This window comes from Streptococcus suis (assembly GCF_002964045.1).
Taxonomy (GTDB): Bacteria; Bacillota; Bacilli; order Lactobacillales; family Streptococcaceae; genus Streptococcus; species Streptococcus suis_U.
Genome location: NZ_POPB01000322.1, coordinates 27162 through 43755 on the forward strand (window position 1 = coordinate 27162; position 16594 = coordinate 43755).

20 protein-coding genes and 1 pseudogene are annotated in these 16594 nt (G+C 40.0%); 2 read left to right on the top strand and 19 right to left on the bottom strand.

The annotated features are described in order from the left end of the window. Position 1: 1 nt before the first annotated feature. The 14 genes from C1E99_RS06000 to C1E99_RS06065 form a co-directional block, all read right to left on the bottom strand. Entirely contained in the window at positions 2-565 is a 564-nt protein-coding gene (locus C1E99_RS06000) for a decarboxylating cobalt-precorrin-6B (C(15))-methyltransferase (protein WP_029997868.1), read from the bottom strand. Beyond that, positions 555-1169: a cobalt-precorrin-7 (C(5))-methyltransferase gene (locus C1E99_RS06005; RefSeq protein WP_161951162.1), complete on the bottom strand. Its 615-nt coding sequence runs from the start codon at positions 1167-1169 to the stop codon at positions 555-557. The genes C1E99_RS06000 and C1E99_RS06005 overlap by 11 nt, the downstream gene beginning before the upstream one ends. Then, positions 1160-2284, bottom strand: coding sequence for a cobalt-precorrin-5B (C(1))-methyltransferase CbiD (gene cbiD / locus C1E99_RS06010; RefSeq protein ID WP_105206949.1), 1125 nt, complete (start codon positions 2282-2284; stop codon positions 1160-1162). The genes C1E99_RS06005 and cbiD overlap by 10 nt, the downstream gene beginning before the upstream one ends. 1 nt (position 2285) lies before the next feature. Continuing rightward, entirely contained in the window at positions 2286-2981 is a 696-nt protein-coding gene (locus C1E99_RS06015; RefSeq protein ID WP_105206950.1) for a cobalt-precorrin-8 methylmutase, read from the bottom strand. Positions 2982-2990: 9 nt separating this feature from the next. Next, the gene (locus C1E99_RS06020) at positions 2991-3674 is read right to left on the bottom strand and encodes a cobalt-precorrin-8 methylmutase (protein WP_105206951.1); all 684 of its coding nucleotides are present in this window, start codon (positions 3672-3674) and stop codon (positions 2991-2993) included. 9 nt (positions 3675-3683) lie between these two features. Further along, the gene (gene cbiB, locus C1E99_RS06025; RefSeq protein ID WP_105106633.1) at positions 3684-4631 is read right to left on the bottom strand and encodes an adenosylcobinamide-phosphate synthase CbiB; all 948 of its coding nucleotides are present in this window, start codon (positions 4629-4631) and stop codon (positions 3684-3686) included. Between the two features lie 3 nt (positions 4632-4634). Further along, positions 4635-5990: a cobyrinate a,c-diamide synthase gene (locus C1E99_RS06030; RefSeq protein ID WP_105206952.1), complete on the bottom strand. Its 1356-nt coding sequence runs from the start codon at positions 5988-5990 to the stop codon at positions 4635-4637. A gap of 180 nt (positions 5991-6170) precedes the next feature. Then, positions 6171-6779: a cob(I)yrinic acid a,c-diamide adenosyltransferase gene (locus tag C1E99_RS06035; protein ID WP_105106631.1), complete on the bottom strand. Its 609-nt coding sequence runs from the start codon at positions 6777-6779 to the stop codon at positions 6171-6173. Positions 6780-6794: 15 nt separating this feature from the next. Further along, positions 6795-7841: a nicotinate-nucleotide--dimethylbenzimidazole phosphoribosyltransferase gene (gene cobT, locus C1E99_RS06040; protein ID WP_419580076.1), complete on the bottom strand. Its 1047-nt coding sequence runs from the start codon at positions 7839-7841 to the stop codon at positions 6795-6797. A 19-nt stretch (positions 7842-7860) separates the two neighbouring features. Further along, positions 7861-8727, bottom strand: a complete 867-nt coding sequence (locus tag C1E99_RS06045) for a kinase (RefSeq protein ID WP_105206974.1) — start codon at positions 8725-8727, stop codon at positions 7861-7863. Then, entirely contained in the window at positions 8720-9814 is a 1095-nt protein-coding gene (gene cobD, locus C1E99_RS06050) for a threonine-phosphate decarboxylase CobD (protein WP_105206954.1), read from the bottom strand. The genes C1E99_RS06045 and cobD overlap by 8 nt, the downstream gene beginning before the upstream one ends. 9 nt (positions 9815-9823) lie before the next feature. Continuing rightward, positions 9824-10273, bottom strand: a complete 450-nt coding sequence (locus C1E99_RS06055) for a EutP/PduV family microcompartment system protein (RefSeq protein WP_105106628.1) — start codon at positions 10271-10273, stop codon at positions 9824-9826. A 201-nt stretch (positions 10274-10474) separates the two neighbouring features. Then, a complete protein-coding gene (locus C1E99_RS06060) occupies positions 10475-10942 on the bottom strand; it encodes an 8-oxo-dGTP diphosphatase (RefSeq protein WP_105206955.1) in 468 nt (155 codons plus the stop codon). Next, positions 10935-11438 (bottom strand): GNAT family N-acetyltransferase, encoded by a 504-nt coding sequence (locus C1E99_RS06065; RefSeq protein ID WP_161951163.1) that lies wholly within the window; start codon positions 11436-11438, stop codon positions 10935-10937. Before C1E99_RS06065 ends, C1E99_RS06060 begins: the two co-directional genes overlap by 8 nt. A 219-nt stretch (positions 11439-11657) precedes the next feature. Between C1E99_RS06065 and C1E99_RS06070 the strand changes: the two are divergent. After that, positions 11658-11967, top strand: a pseudogene (locus tag C1E99_RS06070) (type II toxin-antitoxin system RelE/ParE family toxin). Then, positions 11954-12229 (top strand): helix-turn-helix domain-containing protein, encoded by a 276-nt coding sequence (locus C1E99_RS06075; protein WP_105106626.1) that lies wholly within the window; start codon positions 11954-11956, stop codon positions 12227-12229. The pseudogene C1E99_RS06070 and the gene C1E99_RS06075 overlap by 14 nt, the downstream one beginning before the upstream one ends. Positions 12230-12369: 140 nt before the next feature. On the opposite strand, the gene C1E99_RS06080 is transcribed toward C1E99_RS06075, so the two are convergent. The 5 genes from C1E99_RS06080 to C1E99_RS06100 form a co-directional block, all read right to left on the bottom strand. Continuing rightward, positions 12370-12612: a hypothetical protein gene (locus C1E99_RS06080; protein ID WP_105206956.1), complete on the bottom strand. Its 243-nt coding sequence runs from the start codon at positions 12610-12612 to the stop codon at positions 12370-12372. Next, positions 12609-12872, bottom strand: coding sequence for a hypothetical protein (locus C1E99_RS06085; RefSeq protein WP_105206957.1), 264 nt, complete (start codon positions 12870-12872; stop codon positions 12609-12611). The genes C1E99_RS06080 and C1E99_RS06085 overlap by 4 nt, the downstream gene beginning before the upstream one ends. Then, positions 12869-13795: an Rpn family recombination-promoting nuclease/putative transposase gene (locus C1E99_RS06090; RefSeq protein ID WP_153060166.1), complete on the bottom strand. Its 927-nt coding sequence runs from the start codon at positions 13793-13795 to the stop codon at positions 12869-12871. The genes C1E99_RS06085 and C1E99_RS06090 overlap by 4 nt, the downstream gene beginning before the upstream one ends. 315 nt (positions 13796-14110) lie before the next feature. Beyond that, positions 14111-15079 carry a glycosyltransferase family 2 protein gene (locus C1E99_RS06095; protein ID WP_202863391.1) on the bottom strand — a complete coding sequence of 323 codons (969 nt, stop codon included), beginning with the start codon at positions 15077-15079 and terminating at the stop codon, positions 14111-14113. A gap of 12 nt (positions 15080-15091) precedes the next feature. Beyond that, positions 15092-16588, bottom strand: coding sequence for a hypothetical protein (locus C1E99_RS06100; protein ID WP_105206959.1), 1497 nt, complete (start codon positions 16586-16588; stop codon positions 15092-15094). Positions 16589-16594 lie beyond the last annotated feature (6 nt).

Below are 16594 nucleotides of genomic sequence, written 5' to 3' on the forward strand. Positions count from 1 at the left end.
TCTACTCCTTTTTAGCTTTTTGACAAGAAACCACGATTGTTGGATTCTGTGGTTTGAAGTAATGACCTTTTCCTAAACTTGTCCAGTTGCCAACTTGTACTGAGGTGAGCTCTAGGTCTTCCCAATTCATTGTTCCAGCAATCTGGGCTGCCTCTAAGGCATTTTCCAAAAGTATAAAATTCAAGACCAACCTGCCTCCAGGAAGGAGAAGTTTCTGACACCAGTCAAAAATTTCCTGCATGTTTCCACCAGTCCCACCGACAAAAATAGCATCGAAGGGACCCTGCAGTTCAATCGGTGCCTTCCCTTCATAAAGAGTGATGTTTTTGCACTGAAATTTCTCTATATTTTGTCTGGTCAGGGCTAAAGCATCAGGATTCTGCTCCACAGCTACAACCTCTAATTGAGGATAGCTACAAGCCGCTTGAATCGTAACACTACCAGTCCCAGACCCCACATCCAGCATCCGTTTAGCATGTGTTAAATCTAGTTTATCAATGCTAATGGCGCGAATCTCTGACTTGGTCATAGGGACCTTGGTTCGAATAAATTCACTATCCTTCATCTACAATTACCACCACATTCATTTTATAATCACGATCAACCACATCTTCTGCTGCTAGAATACTGATTTCCTCATCTTCGTAGCTCAGATGTTCGCCGATAATGATTTTCCGTTTAAGTCCTCTTTTGAGAACCTCCTGTGCAATTTGATAGGGACCAACATGGGCATCTGTCACCATGAAGACCTTGGGCAAACTCATGATCAAATCAAAGTTTGGAAGTTTAGCATGGCTACTGGTTAAATAAGCATCATTCATAGGCAAGCAAACCTTGCTGGCTAGGTATTGCATGGAGCTAATCCCTGATAAAATCCTGACTCGACCAGGAAATTTTTCAGACATCCATTTTCCCAACCCGTAAATCAAGGGATCTCCTGAAACCAAGTAAACAATAGAAGCTTCTACAGGATATGTTTCCAATAAGGTTTCTAGTTCCTTCAATTTTTTAGGAGCTATAACCCCTTTCTCCTTGAGCCTATCAGGAAGGACTTCTAAATGACGCTCGCTTCCCAAGATATAGTCTGCCTGCTCACAATGCACCAGTTGACCAACCAGACAGTAGGCTGGATTCCCTGGACCAATGCCAATCACATCTATCATGACCACTCCTCCTGGATTTCCGCTAAGCTTTTGGTTGAAGCTAGGTAGCCATCCTCTGTTCCAAATAAGACAACATCAATGGTTACCGTAGGTTGACGATACTTGAGCAACCGCTCTGTTTTAGCCTTAATCTTGTCTGCTAAAATCTGATAAATCCCTTCATATCCATATTCTTTGATAATGGTTGCTGCTGCATCTGTTGTCAAACAAGCATTGACCTTCTGTAACATTTCCAGGGGAGCACCCATGAGGGCTAAATTTGCTATTAAGGTATCAATGCGTCCGTCAGAATCCTTACTATGAGTGGACATGGTTCCCGATGCAACCTTGACTAACTTGCCCATATGCCCAACCATCAGTACCTTTGTAAATCCAATTCTTTGAACTTCTTTCAGAACGTGCCCCACAAAATTACTCATATTGACAATCTGCTCTTTGGGCAGGCCTAGACCATCCATTCCAAAGGCTTCACCATATTTGCCAGGCGATAGGACAACGGAACGATAGCCTTTGTTATAAAGCATGGTCAATTCGACTGTAATGGCTGCTTTCCAGCTATCTTCAGACATGGGATTGACAATCCCTGTGGTACCTAAAATGGAAATACCTCCCAGAATGCCTAGCCGCGAATTATAAGTCGCCTTAGCAACCTCCTCACCTCCTGGAACAAATATCAAGACCTTAGCCCCACAATCTGGACCAATCAAGTCACGAACGTGTTCTTCAATCATCCTGCGAGGAGTTGGGTTTATAGCTGCCATACCGACCGCATTGGCCAGACCAACCTCCGTCACCCGACCAACTCCCTCACCTCCATCAATTTCAATTTCCGTCTGATGGGGCAATAAGGTAACTGTTGAAAAAATCAAGAGTCCATGGGTCGCATCGGCATCATCGCCTCCATCTTTTTGAATAGCTGCCGTAGCTGTTTGTTCAGAAAAGGAAGGCTTGTGAACGTCCATAGTAACTTGAACGCCTGAAGCCGTTTTTACCGTTACCTTCTCCTCGATTTCCTGTTGTAAAATCATGTTTACAGCTGCAACGGTCGCCGCTGTCGCACAGGTTCCTGTCGTAAAGCCTCTTTTTAGCTTTTTTCCATCAACATAAACATATTCATCCATCTTATTTACCTTGACAATAGCCTTTTCTTGAAGGGGAGAAAAGTTGCCCTTCCTTATCCTCAGCTTTCAACTGATAGAGTATGGCATTCACGATTGCTGCTGCAATCGTACTGCCACCCTTTCGACCAAGCGCAGATATGGCTGGTAACTGGCTCTCATGGAGCTGTAATTTTGATTCTGCTGCTCCAACAAAACCAACTGGAACTCCGATGACTGGAACAGGTTCTAGTAGACCTGCTTCAACCATTTCCAAAACCTTGAAAATAGAGGTTGGAGCATTTCCGAAAACAAAGAGCTTAGGACCATCTACCTTGGCTGCATGTTCCACAGCCGCCATTGAACGGGTAATTCCCTTCTCCTTGGCCTCTTTGAAAATTTCTGGCTCATTCACTAAGCAACGGTAGGCAACACCAAGTTGATCCAGCAATTTTTTATTGAAACCTCCCAACACCATAGTCGTATCTGTGAAGATGGTCCCCTTATTTTTCAAGACCTTTACAATTTCCTCGATAGCATGATTGGAGAACTGTATATTGTAGAGGTAATCAAAATCAGCACTGGTAAAAACAACTCGCTTTAAAACAGCTTCTTGATAGGGATCTGTAAATACAATCTCAGAGTGTTGCTCAGTGATGATTTCCTGAATTTTTTTGTAACTTGCTGCCTCAATCTCATGTGCATTTGTCATATAAACCATAAACATCTCCTACTTGTTTGTTGGGGTAGAATAGCGAACATAATCCCCCGTCAAAACTTCTTTTAACTGATAAATGATAGCGTTTACAATTGCGACGACAATGGTGCTACCACCCTTTCTACCAATCGTTGCAATGGCAGGAATTGGCGAAGCAAGCAAGTCTGCCTTAGATTCCTCAACATTGATAAAGCCCACTGGTACACCTATGATTGCCTCAACATCTACTTGCCCTGCCTCAACCAATTCCAACAAATAAGATAGGGCTGTAGGAGCACCGCCAAAGGCAAAGACTTTTGGACCTGGAATCTTAGCTGCCACTTCCACAGCAGCCATCGCCCGTGTAATTCCTTTTTCCTTAGCTAGTTGAGCAACAGCTTCGTCGTTTATCAGACAAGTATAGGTTACACCCATTTGATCCAAGACTCGCTTATTGATACCATTGAGAGAAATGCTGGAATCCAGTACCAAGGTCCCTTTATTTTTTAAAACCTCTACAATTTTCTGATTAGCGTCATGGGTAAAACGCAGATTATAAAGATAATCAAAGTCACCTGAAGTATGGATAGCCCGCTTGATAATAGACTCTTCCATCTCTGTTTGAAAACGATAATCTGGATGCTCCTCATCAATAATGGACTGGATAATCTTAAAACTTGTTTCCTCAATAGAGGATGGATTTTGAATGTAAGTCATGTACGGCTCCTAAAAATTAGTCAATAATAAATAAATCACACTAAATAGCATCAGAGAAACTGTTGTACTCATATATAGTAAGTGAACAGTCGTTTCAATATCCGAAAATGCTACGGGACGAACAGCTTCACCAATGGTCGGTTTTTCAACCCATTCGCCATGGTAAATATGGGCACCACCAAGCTGAATACCTAAAGCACCTGCAACCACAGCTTCTGAAAAGGCACTATTTGGACTGGCATGTTGGTAACGATCTCTAAAACCAATGCGACAGGCTTCCTTGCTATCCAGCTGTAAAATATGACTGGCAATCATCAAGCAGAACCAGGTCAGTCGAGCAGGGATCAAGTTTGCTACATCGTCCAACTTGGCAGATATAAAGCCAATCTGCCTGTATTTTTCCGTCTTGTAACCAACCATAGAGTCCAGGGTATTAACGGCCTTGTAGGCCATCGCTAGAACTGGTCCACCGATAAACAAGCATAGCAAGGGACCAATCACGCCATCGCTTGTATTTTCCGCCACTGTTTCAATAGTAGCCTTAGAAATTTCCTCTGCTGTTAACTGGCTAGTATCTCGTCCAACAATCATACTAACCTGATATCTAGCCTCTTCAATTGTCCCCGTCTTTAAGGTATTCAAGACCTTCAAGGCCTCAAAAGCCAAACACCTTGTCGATAAGGTGGTATAGGCTAGATAGATCCACATTCCCCAATAAAGAATAGGTGAAAAACGTGCAGATAGGGCCAGCAAGAAATAGGTGACTCCCACTGTCAGACCAACTGTAATCAACCATAATAATAGCCCGTAGACATATTTCCCTTTTGGATTATTAGGCTGGCCTTTCAAAAACAGGCTGATGAAATGACCGATCAGCTTGACTGGATGAGGCCAACTATAGGGATCACCCAGTAGCCAATCCAACAAAACGGCAATGAATATCGCAATCAAATACATAGGCTATTCCTCACCAATACTCCTGAGCCAATTTTCCAACAAAGACTGATTTTGATAAAAATGAACATGCAGATAGCTAGCAAAGGTTTTACCAGTTTGATAGCCACCTGTCCAGCTAGAAACAACCTGCCCATCTCGAACTTTTTCCAGTTGCAAGACGGTTGGTTCATTGGTCTGGAATACAGAATGGTGAAATTCATGGCCCCTAACAACCGTATCCTTTGGACCAAACAAGCTCCTAACCTGAGTCTTAGCTTGACAATAACCAAAGCTTTTTAGCCGGTCTGTCATAAGACTGACACCATCAAATATCCCTACCATGTCGTAAGAACCATCTCCAGTTTGCAGCTCCTTGCCTAGATACATCAGGCCTCCACATTCTGCGTAGATAGATTTGTTCTCTTGATGGGCCTGCAAAACAGACTTCCTGAAAGATTGATTGTCCATCAACTCTTTTGCATAGACCTCTGGAAACCCTCCTCCAAAATAGTAAGCATCTGCTTCAGGTAATTCTTTATCGTTAAGAGGACTAAAGGGAATCAAGTCCACCCCATATTCCCTTAACAAATCCAAATTATCCTCATAGTAAAAATGAAAGGCATCATCCAGAGCATAGCCAATTTTTAGCGGGAAATGTTTTGAAGTGCGGAAAGGATTTGACGGTTCTTCACCAGCTATATCTACCTTCTCAAGCAAGCGGTCTAAGTCAATATGGTCTTGAGCCAACTGACCTAAGATAGAGAAATGTTTCTCCAAGTTTTCCATCTCAACATCAGGCACTAGGCCCAGATGACGTGAAGGCAGTTCTACCTGCACATTCTTAGGAAAGTAGCCTAAAACTTCCACATCCGTATAGCGTTCAATGGCTCCTTTTATCAGTTCATAATGCGTTTGAGAAGCAACTCGATTGATAATTACTCCTGCAATCGTCAAGTCTGGATCAAAGGTTGAAAAACCATGTACCATGGCCGCCGCTGATGTTGAAGTGGCTTTCCCATCGATAATCAAGACAACAGGTATATCCAATTTCTTGGCAATCGCAGCTGACGAAGCACAATCTTTATCCGTACCCAAACCATCAAAAAGTCCCATCACCCCCTCAACAAGAGCAATGTCAACATCCTGATGCCATTTTCTAAACGACCAGTTCAGAGCAGCTTGATCAGGAATCATAAAGCTATCTAAATTACGGGAAATTCGCTTGCTAATCCGACTATGATAAGCCGTATCAATATAATCCGGACCGACCTTATATGGTTGTACTCGTAGACCTTTCTCGGTCAAAGCTTTTAAAATCCCTAGAGTAACAGTTGTTTTTCCAACTCCACTAGAAACACCTGCTAACATAAATTGTTTCATGTATTTCCACCTCTATCAAACAAAAAAGGGCTACAAAAAATATCACTATTTTTTGTAGCCCCGTTGCTCACCTTCATTGATTTTAACACGCCGTTGTGTCAAATGATTTTCTTATAAAATCATTCTACACCTTATGGAGCATTATGTCAATATGTAAATATAAACGATTCAAAAATGCTCTTATCTTCCTTCTTCTCTTGCCTTCGCCCAACGCTCCACATCTGCTTTTGTAATATTATGAAAGACTTTTGCCCCTCTTTCATAAGCAATATCTGGCTGCTGATGGGTAAAATTAATTACACGCGCCAAGGCAAAGAAGTAATCGGACAGACGGTTTACAAATACCAAGACTTCCTTATTGATTTCCGTAGTCCACATGGTACCTACAATATGACGTTCTGCACGTCTAGCAATTGTGCGTGCGATATGAACCATTGCTGCAATTTCATTTCCACCTGGCAAGATGAACACTTCCAAGGCTGGTGGGATATCCGCATAGGTATCAATGCGCTCCTCTATCCAATCAACCATGGTTTTGTCAACCTTGTAGGGATAGACACCATGCGGCGTTGATAAATCCGAACCACAGTCAAAAAGATAGTGCTGGAGTTGCAACAATTCATCCTTCAAGGCATCTTCTGGATCCATTTTAGTAATGATATACCCAATCCAAGAATTTAATTCATCAATGGTACCATAAGCATTAACACGCTCTGCATCTTTTGCAACACTCTGACCACCAACCAGCTTGGTCAAGCCTTTGTCACCTGTTTTTGTATATAACTGCATTTGAATTCTCACTTTCTATTTTGATTGACGAATGTCGATATAATCATCCCTACTCAACTTTCCCTCTGAAAAAGTAGGCATTGATTCAATCGTATAAACTGCATTGCTCATTAAAAAGAAGGCTAAAGGACAACCCGATCCCTCTCCCAATCTCATATCCATCAAGAGCATGGGGTCTAATCCCAAGTGCTCACAAACCAAACGATAGGCAGGTTCTGTGGAAAGGTGGGAAGCAAAACAATAATCTAAAACATGACTATTTAGTTGACTAGCGATCAGCAAGCCTGTAATGGAAATCAAGCCATCCACCACGCAGGGAAGTTGATGATGAGCACAGGCCAAATAGGTTCCTACCATACCCAGCATATCTAATCCACCAACTTTTGCAGCAATGTCCAGAACGTCACTGTAGGGAGCATGGCGAGCAACTGCTGAAGCAATCACTTGTGTTTTATGGGATTTCATTCCTTCTGTCAGCCCAGCTCCGTAGCCAGTAACCTGACTAGCTTCTACATTCAAAAGAGCGCTAATCACAGCTGCCGATGTTGTCGTATTGCCAATTCCCATCTCTCCAGTTCCAAAAAGTCTATAGCCTTTCTGAATACAAGCTACCGTCTCTCTATAGCCAACCAAAATCGCTTCGACAGCTTGCTCCCTAGTCAAAGCAGGTTCTTTCAAGATATTGCCTGTCCCTCTCCTGACCTTACAAACCTGGTCACTATAAACATCTTTCATGCACCCTATATCTACTACCTTGACATCTGAACCTACATGTCTTGAAATGGCACACAGACCTGTTTTGCCTTCTAGCATATTCCGGGCTACGAAATAGGTCGTTTCTTGCGGGTTAGCAGATATTCCCTCTGCAACAACACCATTATCAGCTACATAAACCATTACCATCTGTTTAGAAAGGTCAATGTCTCCATGAAACATGGCAAACAAGCGTGCATAGATGGTCTCCATTTTACCAAGAGCACCTAGTGGCTTGGCTAGCTGGTCACAAACCTTCTTGCCCTTTTCTATTTCAAACTTTTCTAGTGGCCTAATTTCACTCAAAATATCTTGTAGTTCTTCCACCTTAACCTCCTTTCACCCTTCGAACACCTTCAAAACAAATCTTTGAAAGGTAGCGTTGGTCATAATACTTACCAATTTCTCCCTTAGAAAAATTAGCTTCTATTGTAGAAATCAGTGGTAATTGACTTTTTGTCATCAATATACCTACAACCGTTCCACTGTGAGCCACATTGACACCTAGCAGTCCCAATGAACTCACAATGGACAGGATGTCTGCCAAATAGGGCTTGGGCAGACGAATATTGTTCAACAAGGCACTAGTGGTCGCAAGCTGTCCCAAAAGAAGTTCATTTTGTGACTGACAAGCCTGCAGAAACATCTCTAACAATCCTTCTGAGGCTTGAACTGGATAAGTAGGACATTCTGTCATTCTAGCTAGCTCGACTGTCCACTCAGTCTTTCTGGGTTCAAGAATATAGACATAAAGTTCTGGCTTCCAATCTGTTTGGAACAATATCTGCCCCGTCAAGGGATTGATGACCGTCCAGTCAGCAAAGGCAATTGAATCCGTTGGCTCAATCTGACAACAAAACTTAGTCACTTCTTCGGCAGTTAAATGCCTATTTTGAACATAGGCTAAGGCTTGTAGGCTTGCAAGCATATCTGCCGTGCTACTGGACATTCCTTTACCAATCGGAAGACTGGATTTCTTCTCGAGTTTCCATCCATCCTCTATGGGATCAAGATAATCCAAGACCTTGACAACCTTTTCTCCTATTGCAAACTCCGTTTCTTCCTCCTCTCTAATAAGTCTTGCATAGGACTTGCGATTGATACCATAGGTCAGCAAAAATTCTTGACCATCCTTAACCCCCTGAAACAATTCCCCACATGAACCTGGACAGGAAAACCATTTGTTCCTAGACATGACCATCACACTTTCCTAGCACAGATCTTAAAGCCTCAATCAAGCGACCATTTTCCTCTCTTGATCGAATGGCTACTCGATAGTGGCGGTCGTTAAGATGATGGTAATTATGGCAGGAACGAATAAATATTTTTTCTTGAATTAAAAGCTCCCTCAGACTGTCATTTCCCTCGTATTCAAAGAAAATGTAATTAACAGTCGGTGGCAAGACTTTCAAATAAGGCAAGGCAGCCAATTCTCTATAAAGGAATTCCTGCTCACTCTTGAGCCACTCTTCTGTCGCATGGTGATACTCACTATCCTTGAGAATAACAGGTAGCAAGGCATCCGCCAATGCATTGATGGTCCAAGGTGGTCGCATGTCATCCATTGCTGCAATCAAGTCTGTATTACTTGATAAGGCATAGCCCAACCTCAAGCCAGGAATAGCATAAAATTTTGTCAAAGAGCGAACAACAATGACATTTTGATAGTCCTTCAAATGATCCTCCAGGGAATAGGCAGCCTTGTCTAAAACAAAATCCATAAAGGCCTCGTCAAGAACCAAATAGGCTCCTTTTTGCCTTAGAAATTCAGCCATCAATAACAAAGATTGATTGGATACCAAAGTCCCTGTCGGATTATTTGGGTTACAAATCAGGACCAAATCCCCAGATGACAACTTCTCCAAGTTGGGTAAGATTGATTCAAAAGTCCAACTATAGTCTGGCCCTTCCAATACATGAAAGATAGGCTCTGCACCAACTAGTTTAAATGCTTTTTCATATTCCATAAATGTCGGACTCAAAAGCAAGATCTTCTTTGGTTTCAAATACCTAGCCAGGTCATAAAAGATTTCTACCGCACCGTTCGATAGAAGGATTTGCTGGGGCTGACAAGAATGATATTCAGCCAGGGCTGCCTTGGACTGTGAATAAGTCACATCAGGGTAATGGACCAATTTATCTAAACTTTGTATGACACTTAATCTTACCTTATCTGAAAGACCAAGAGGGTTGATATTGGCTGAAAAATCCAAACACTCCTCTGGATGAAAGCCCAAATCACAGGCAAGCTGAGTCATATTTCCACCGTGCTCTACCTTCATCCCATCACCTCAACTTTCCTTGGTCAAATAGCGCCGAATCTCGTCAATTCCTTGATTATCTGTTAATGATACCTCAAAAATTTCCTTGGCTCCTGCTGCCCGCAACTGTGCTCTAGCCTTCTCAAGGCTGCTAGAATCCGTCACCAAATCTACCTTGGTGATAATTCCAATCACTGGTTTATTAAACAAAGATGAAAAACCTTGCGGGAAAGTCTGCATGGTGGCTGTTGCTGATGCCAATAAACCAATCACTTCTGCTTCTGCTGCGGTCACAGATAAGGCATTATAGTATCGCCGATGTTGTAAAAACTCACCAGGCGTATCAATTATTGAATCATAAAATTGAATGGCTTGCGTTTTGAAGTAATTGATATCAAGCCCTTTCAACCGTTGTGTCAGAGTTGTTTTCCCAACCCCTACTGGACCTACAAACATTATTTTTTTCGATTCAAGCCCCATGTAATCATCCTCTCGATTCATATTTTTTCAAAAGAGAAATGCTCCGTCATCAACTATTTTAGAAATAAAAAAAGGCAAAGTTATCCCGTTGTTCCAAAATTTCCGCTTCATTGCGAACAACAGGCTCCTTTGCCGTTTATATATTAACAAGTATAGTATAAACTATCTTGAACACTTCGTCAACATGAATTTGAATGATATTTACCTAAAATTCCTATCCCACTCTCCATCGTCATTTTTTCTAGTATAAAAGAACTCGGACAAATCTGGCTCATCCATGACTTTTAGGATTTCTAGCAAATCATAGGCCAAATCCATCTGAGGCAGCTCCGACTTCTTGACCCAACGCACCTCTCCCTCTTCAGTTGATTGGAGGGTTCCAGTAAACTCCGTCGCCTTATAGAGAAAGACCAGATAGCGATGCCCTTCCTTGTCAGGCCAATGCTTTATTCCGACTAATCGAGCATTTGCAATCCTCAATCCAGTCTCCTCAAAGACCTCACGAACAACAGAATCATGGAAATTCTCTCCTTCTTCAACGTGACCACCTGGAAAGGCAACTCCAGACCAACGATAGCGTTCTGGGTCCCTAATTTGCACGACGACATTCCCTTCCTTGTCCTCGATTAGACACATGTTAGTCAAAGTGACCATTTCTTTTCTAGCCATTTTCTCCCTCTTTCTGTTTTAACATCATTCTATATTCTGTAAGTTCTGCACCTAGATGGACTATTTTTTTGACACCATCAAATCGGAACCCCACTTTTTCATAGAAGGCAATGGCACGCGCATTCCCCTCTAATACCCAGAGAGTAACGGTTTCGTAGCTCTGCAATTTTTCTAAAGCCGCCTGTATGAGCTGATAACCAATTCCTTGGTCATAGTAATCTGCTAGCACATAAAGGGCATAAAGTTCGCCAGCCTCCTGTAAATCCTCCTGACTAGACGAGCCGTAACAGGCAAAGCCAACCACCTTTTCATCCATCACGGCTATCAAGATATTCTGAGGATACCGAACAGCCCAATCTTGACACCGTTCTAAGGTATAGGTATTCTTTAAAAATTCCTGAGGTAACAAGTCAGCATAGGCCTCCTGCCACGATTTCCAATGAACATAGGCCTTGCCTAGCATTTCCCTTTCCGTTTCCAGTGGTTTAATCATCATCTCGAGGTCCTCCGAATTTTTACCTCTAGTATACATTAAAAAACAAGTTGGCACAAGACCGACTTGTTCATGAAACCAATTCGAAATTGGACATCAACTTCTATTTTCAAAACCCAACATTACATTATTGCTCAATTGAACAATATATGCTATCAAGGAGTTAGGATGAAACACCCAAAATTTGAATTTTAAACACGTCCAAATGGGCGGACAGAATTTATCGAATTTCTACAAACCATACCGACTAAGACAGGCTCAACTCCTAGCTACTATCAACATGATTCAAGAACAGGGGTTGTTAATAGCTCAACGCATGGAATGGGTCAAAAAGCTAGACAGTGACATTTTCGAAATCCGTTCCAAAGTGTCCAATAACATTCAACGTGCTCTATATTTCCATATTGTTGATGACCGTTTTATCATCACGTATGGTTTTACCAATAAAACACAAAAGACACCTACTGCTGAAATCAAGCATGCTAAAGCATTGAAAAAAGAATTTGAGGAGAACAACAATGGCAACCATTAAATTTGATGACTTTCTGCAAGAAGAATTGAAAAACGATGAATTCAAAGCTGGATACTTGGCTGAGAAAGCTATCTTAGAAAGTGCCCTAGCTGTCTACAATGCACGCCAAAAGGCTGGACTTACTCAACGTGAACTGGCAGACCTCTCACATGTTCCACAGTCTACCATAGCCCGTATTGAGCGTGGAAACAATACCAGCATCGAAACCATGAGCAAAATCGCCTACGCTCTAGATCAGAAACTAACCATTAGTATCGGCTAGTTCCATCTTCAATACAACACAATAACAGCACTCCTAATTGACTTAGAGTGCTGTTTTCTTTTTAAAAAAATATTTTCTTACAATTTCAACTCTACTCTTTATTAAAGCTAAACTTCAGACAAATAATAAAAAATAATCATTTATTCAAAATCCGCTTTCATAGCTTTCAAATCCTCTTCGCTCAAACCTGTCAGTCTCACTATTGTCTCCAAATCAAAGCCCTCTAAAAACATCTGTCGTGCAATCTTCAGCTGACCATCCAGCAGACCTTCTGCTCTACCTACTGCTTTGCCTTCTTCCTGACCGCGCTTTCTACCTAATATGAAAGAAGTCTCCAATTCTCCAAAATGGTTTGCAGCACTGTATGCTAGTTGATCAATCATATACTCTCACCTTGCGAATCCAGTTTTTCAGCTTTCAACCCATCCAAATCCTTTTGGCTAAGTCCTGTCAATTCTTTTATCAGGTCATCTGTGAAATTCTTTGCTAACATCTGTCGAGCAATCTTCAGCTGACCATCCAGCAGACCTTCTGCTCTACCTACTGCTTTGCCTTCTTCCTGACCGCGCTTTCTACCTAGTATGAAAGATGTTTCCAATTCTCCAAAATGATTCGCAGCACTGTATGCTAGTTGATCAATCATATACTCTCCCCTTGCGAATCCAGATTTCCAGCTTTCAATCCATCCAAATCTTTTTGGCTAAGTCCTGTCAATTCTTTTATCAGGTCATCTGTGAAATTCTTTGCTAACATCTGTCGAGCAATCTTCAGCTGACCATCCAGCAGACCTTCTGCTCTACCCTCTTCCTGACCGCGCTTTCTACCTAATATGAAAGAAGTCTCCAATTCTCCAAAATGGTTTGCAGCACTGTATGCTAGTTGATCAATCATTTTCCTTTCCTCCTCTGTCCATGTATTTCTATCTAGCAGGTGTTCGGCCCTACTGATGGCTTCTGTTTGTTGCTGACTAAACTCTCGATTGGCAAAAAACTCCATCCATAAGCGTTGGTTCGTACCTATGTTCCCCTCGCTCAGCTTATTCAACTCGATAATGACCATTTCAAATGGTTTCTTCATCTCTCCTTGCTCGCCAAAGGGAATTTCCAACACCTGTCCATTTTCCTCAGCCGTCAAGACAAAGGAATGTATGGGATATTTGTCATCGAAATACTGCGTGGCAACCAAGGCGATAGCATAAATAGGCGAAATCTTATCATACATGTCATGTGTCAGCTCAACCTTATCACGAACATTCGGCAAATCCTTGACCAAATGCTGACATGAATAGGTCCAGAGCCGTTTAAGAAAACCGTGCTGATGGACCACCTGAATTTCAATGATAACCTGAGTATCATCGTCCAGCCTAGCCAAAACATCCACCGTAGTGCTGAAGTAGCCCTCCCGCTCTTTCTTCAAATCGGCGATGGTACCGTTCAAAATCTGAACAGACTTGGGACGAAAACCGAGAAATGTGTGAATGAAATCAATAGTAATCTCGTGGTCGTTAAATATCTTTTTTGCCACGATGTCAATCATAGGATTGATGCTATGTCGAAATCTTGTCAAATTTTTCCTCCGATAAATAGAATTGAGAAAAGTCTCTATCTATTTATTCGGATTTTCTAGTTATATTATAGCATGACTGACAAAAATTTTCCAATAAGATACAAATGACAAAAAGGGAACGAAAACCGTTCCCTAAAAATTAATACACTATTTGGATTCTTTGATAATATAAATCGGTCTTTTCTTTGTTTCAAGAAAATCATTGAAATATATTTCAAAATAATTCCTATAATCATCGGTATAAGCTAAATTATTACAGAAAATATTAAGCTCGAAAATAAATCTAGTTAAAGAATTAATAAATCATATCACGTTTCAGTTTTTATTATCTTTAATTTGACCTACACGTTCGCTAATAATATATTTTGGACGATTTTTCACCTCTAAATAGATTTTCCCAATATACTCTCCAATAATACCTAAGCTAATTAACTGAACACCAGCAAATAGACTTAGGAGAGTTGCGTTTGATGCCCAACCTGAAACTGTATCACCAGTAAAATAACTGATAAAAATCCAAACAATTATCAAAAAACTAATCGTAGACATCAATAAACCTAGGGTAGTAACTAATCGGATAGGTTTCACACTAAGACTAGTAATACCATCAAAAGCTAGATTTAACATCTTACTAAGCGGATATTTACTCTCTCCTGCAATACGTTCATACCGTTTATAGTAAACAGACGTACTTTTAAAACCAACCAATGGAAACATCCCTCTCAAAAAGAGATTGACCTCATTAAAACTAGCAAAGGATTGTAGAACTTTGGAAGATACCAAGCGATAATCTGCATGATTATAAACAGATTCTACTCCCATCCAATCCATTAACTTATAAAATGATTGAGCTGTTGTCTTTTTGAAAAATGTATCTGTATCACGATTATTTCTTACACCATAGACAATTTCTGAACCATTCATATACTCTTGAATCATTTCATCCATTGCATTTATATCATCCTGTCCATCACAATCAATAGATATTGTAATATCAGCATGATCTTTACTCTCCATCAAGCCAGCATAAACTGCATTTTGGTGACCTCGGTTACGACTCTGACGAATACCAATAAATTCTGGAAATTCTTGACATAATTCTGATATTATTTCCCATGTTCGATCTTTACTACCATCATCCACTAGCATAATCTTACTTACAGATGATATTTTAGATTGACTAATTAGATTAAGTAATTTTTGACGAAACTCCACAGACGTAATCGGTAAAACTTCTTCTTCATTATAACAAGGGATTACCATATATAAAATTGGTGCCTCCATAAATATAAACTCCTATGATTTTCTAGAAAAATATTTCATCAACCCTGCAGATGATACTGATGTAATTGCAGGCAAAAATTGTATAAGATAGCGAGTTCTTCCTCCTTCAAAAATCATGAGGAAAAGTAAACCACCAAAAATAGTTATCTGCATCCAAAGTAAATAATTATTATTTAATGAAAAGTATTTCCATGAATATACTGCCAACCCAAAAATGATAATGATCCAAATAATCTGCAAGATTCTAGCATAATGACTATATGATGAACCTGAAACATAGATAAACTGTCTAACTTTTGATGCTAAATTTGTCTGTTGAATTTTTTCAAGCCATGGAACAATAATTGGACTTTCCTCAGATAAAACTTGCTCCTGTAACCATCCAAACATCCCTTCATTAGTAATCCAATAAAATTTAAAAAAGAGATGGCCGACAAAACTATTGTATTGATAATTATCTAAACGCATATTTATCTCTTTTAATGCCTCTTTGTTTCTATTTTCACCAGTTGCCGACATTGCTTCTGGTGAAATATCACTATGTTGATTTCCTGAGTATGTTAACCCTAAATTGACATAGTGAAGAAGAGTGCGACTATAGTCTGGTTCATAACGAACAAACGACTGATTTTTAAGTAAAATATTACTACTTGTGTTAAAAATTGTAAAACCAATGGCAATAAATATAAGACTTTTTATCGTAATTTTTTTTATTTTTTTAGTCTCAAAGAATTTATATAGAAGCACAATCAAACCAGCAATGATAAAAATCATGACCGGAGGTCTAACACCATACGCTATGGCTACAAGAAATCCTGAAACAATTGAACTTATCCAATTGTTTTTTTGCAAACTTTGACTAATTGAAGCGATTAGGCAACTAACAAGAAATAAAGCTACTGGGTCTGAGTATGTATAAATATATTGAGGTGAACAACCAATAATCAAAACCATAAGAACAAATTGAATATCAGCCCAAAGTTGACTACCTAATTTTTTTGTTGTTCTATATGTAATCCAGATGGCTAAATCAATAAATACAATATTCCAAACTGCAAGTGCAAAAAGCATACTATCTTTAAAAATTAGATGGTTCAGCTTATACCAGATCAAAAATAAAAAATTATTTGGATAGATAGCAATATAATCACTTTGCGCTGCAAAATTAGGATCAACAGCAAGATTATAAACTATCGTAGTATCTGCCGATGCAAGTCTAAGGCTAGTAAAGATTATAAATAACTGAAATGATACTAAACCAGCTAATACAATCCACTTTTTAGCTAAAAGATAAGTAAATATTCTTTTGAAAAGTTTATGAAAACTACTTCTAAACAAGAACACAGCTAGAAAACTTACAGTAAGAAATATAAGAATTGTAGCTGAACCTGTATTTAAATTAGTTAAATCAAAATTTAAATATTGAAAGAAAAACATCAGGGTAGAATATACCCAAAATAGCATAATAACTGAAAAAATAGCATTCCCTATTTTTAATAATCTCGACATTAGAAC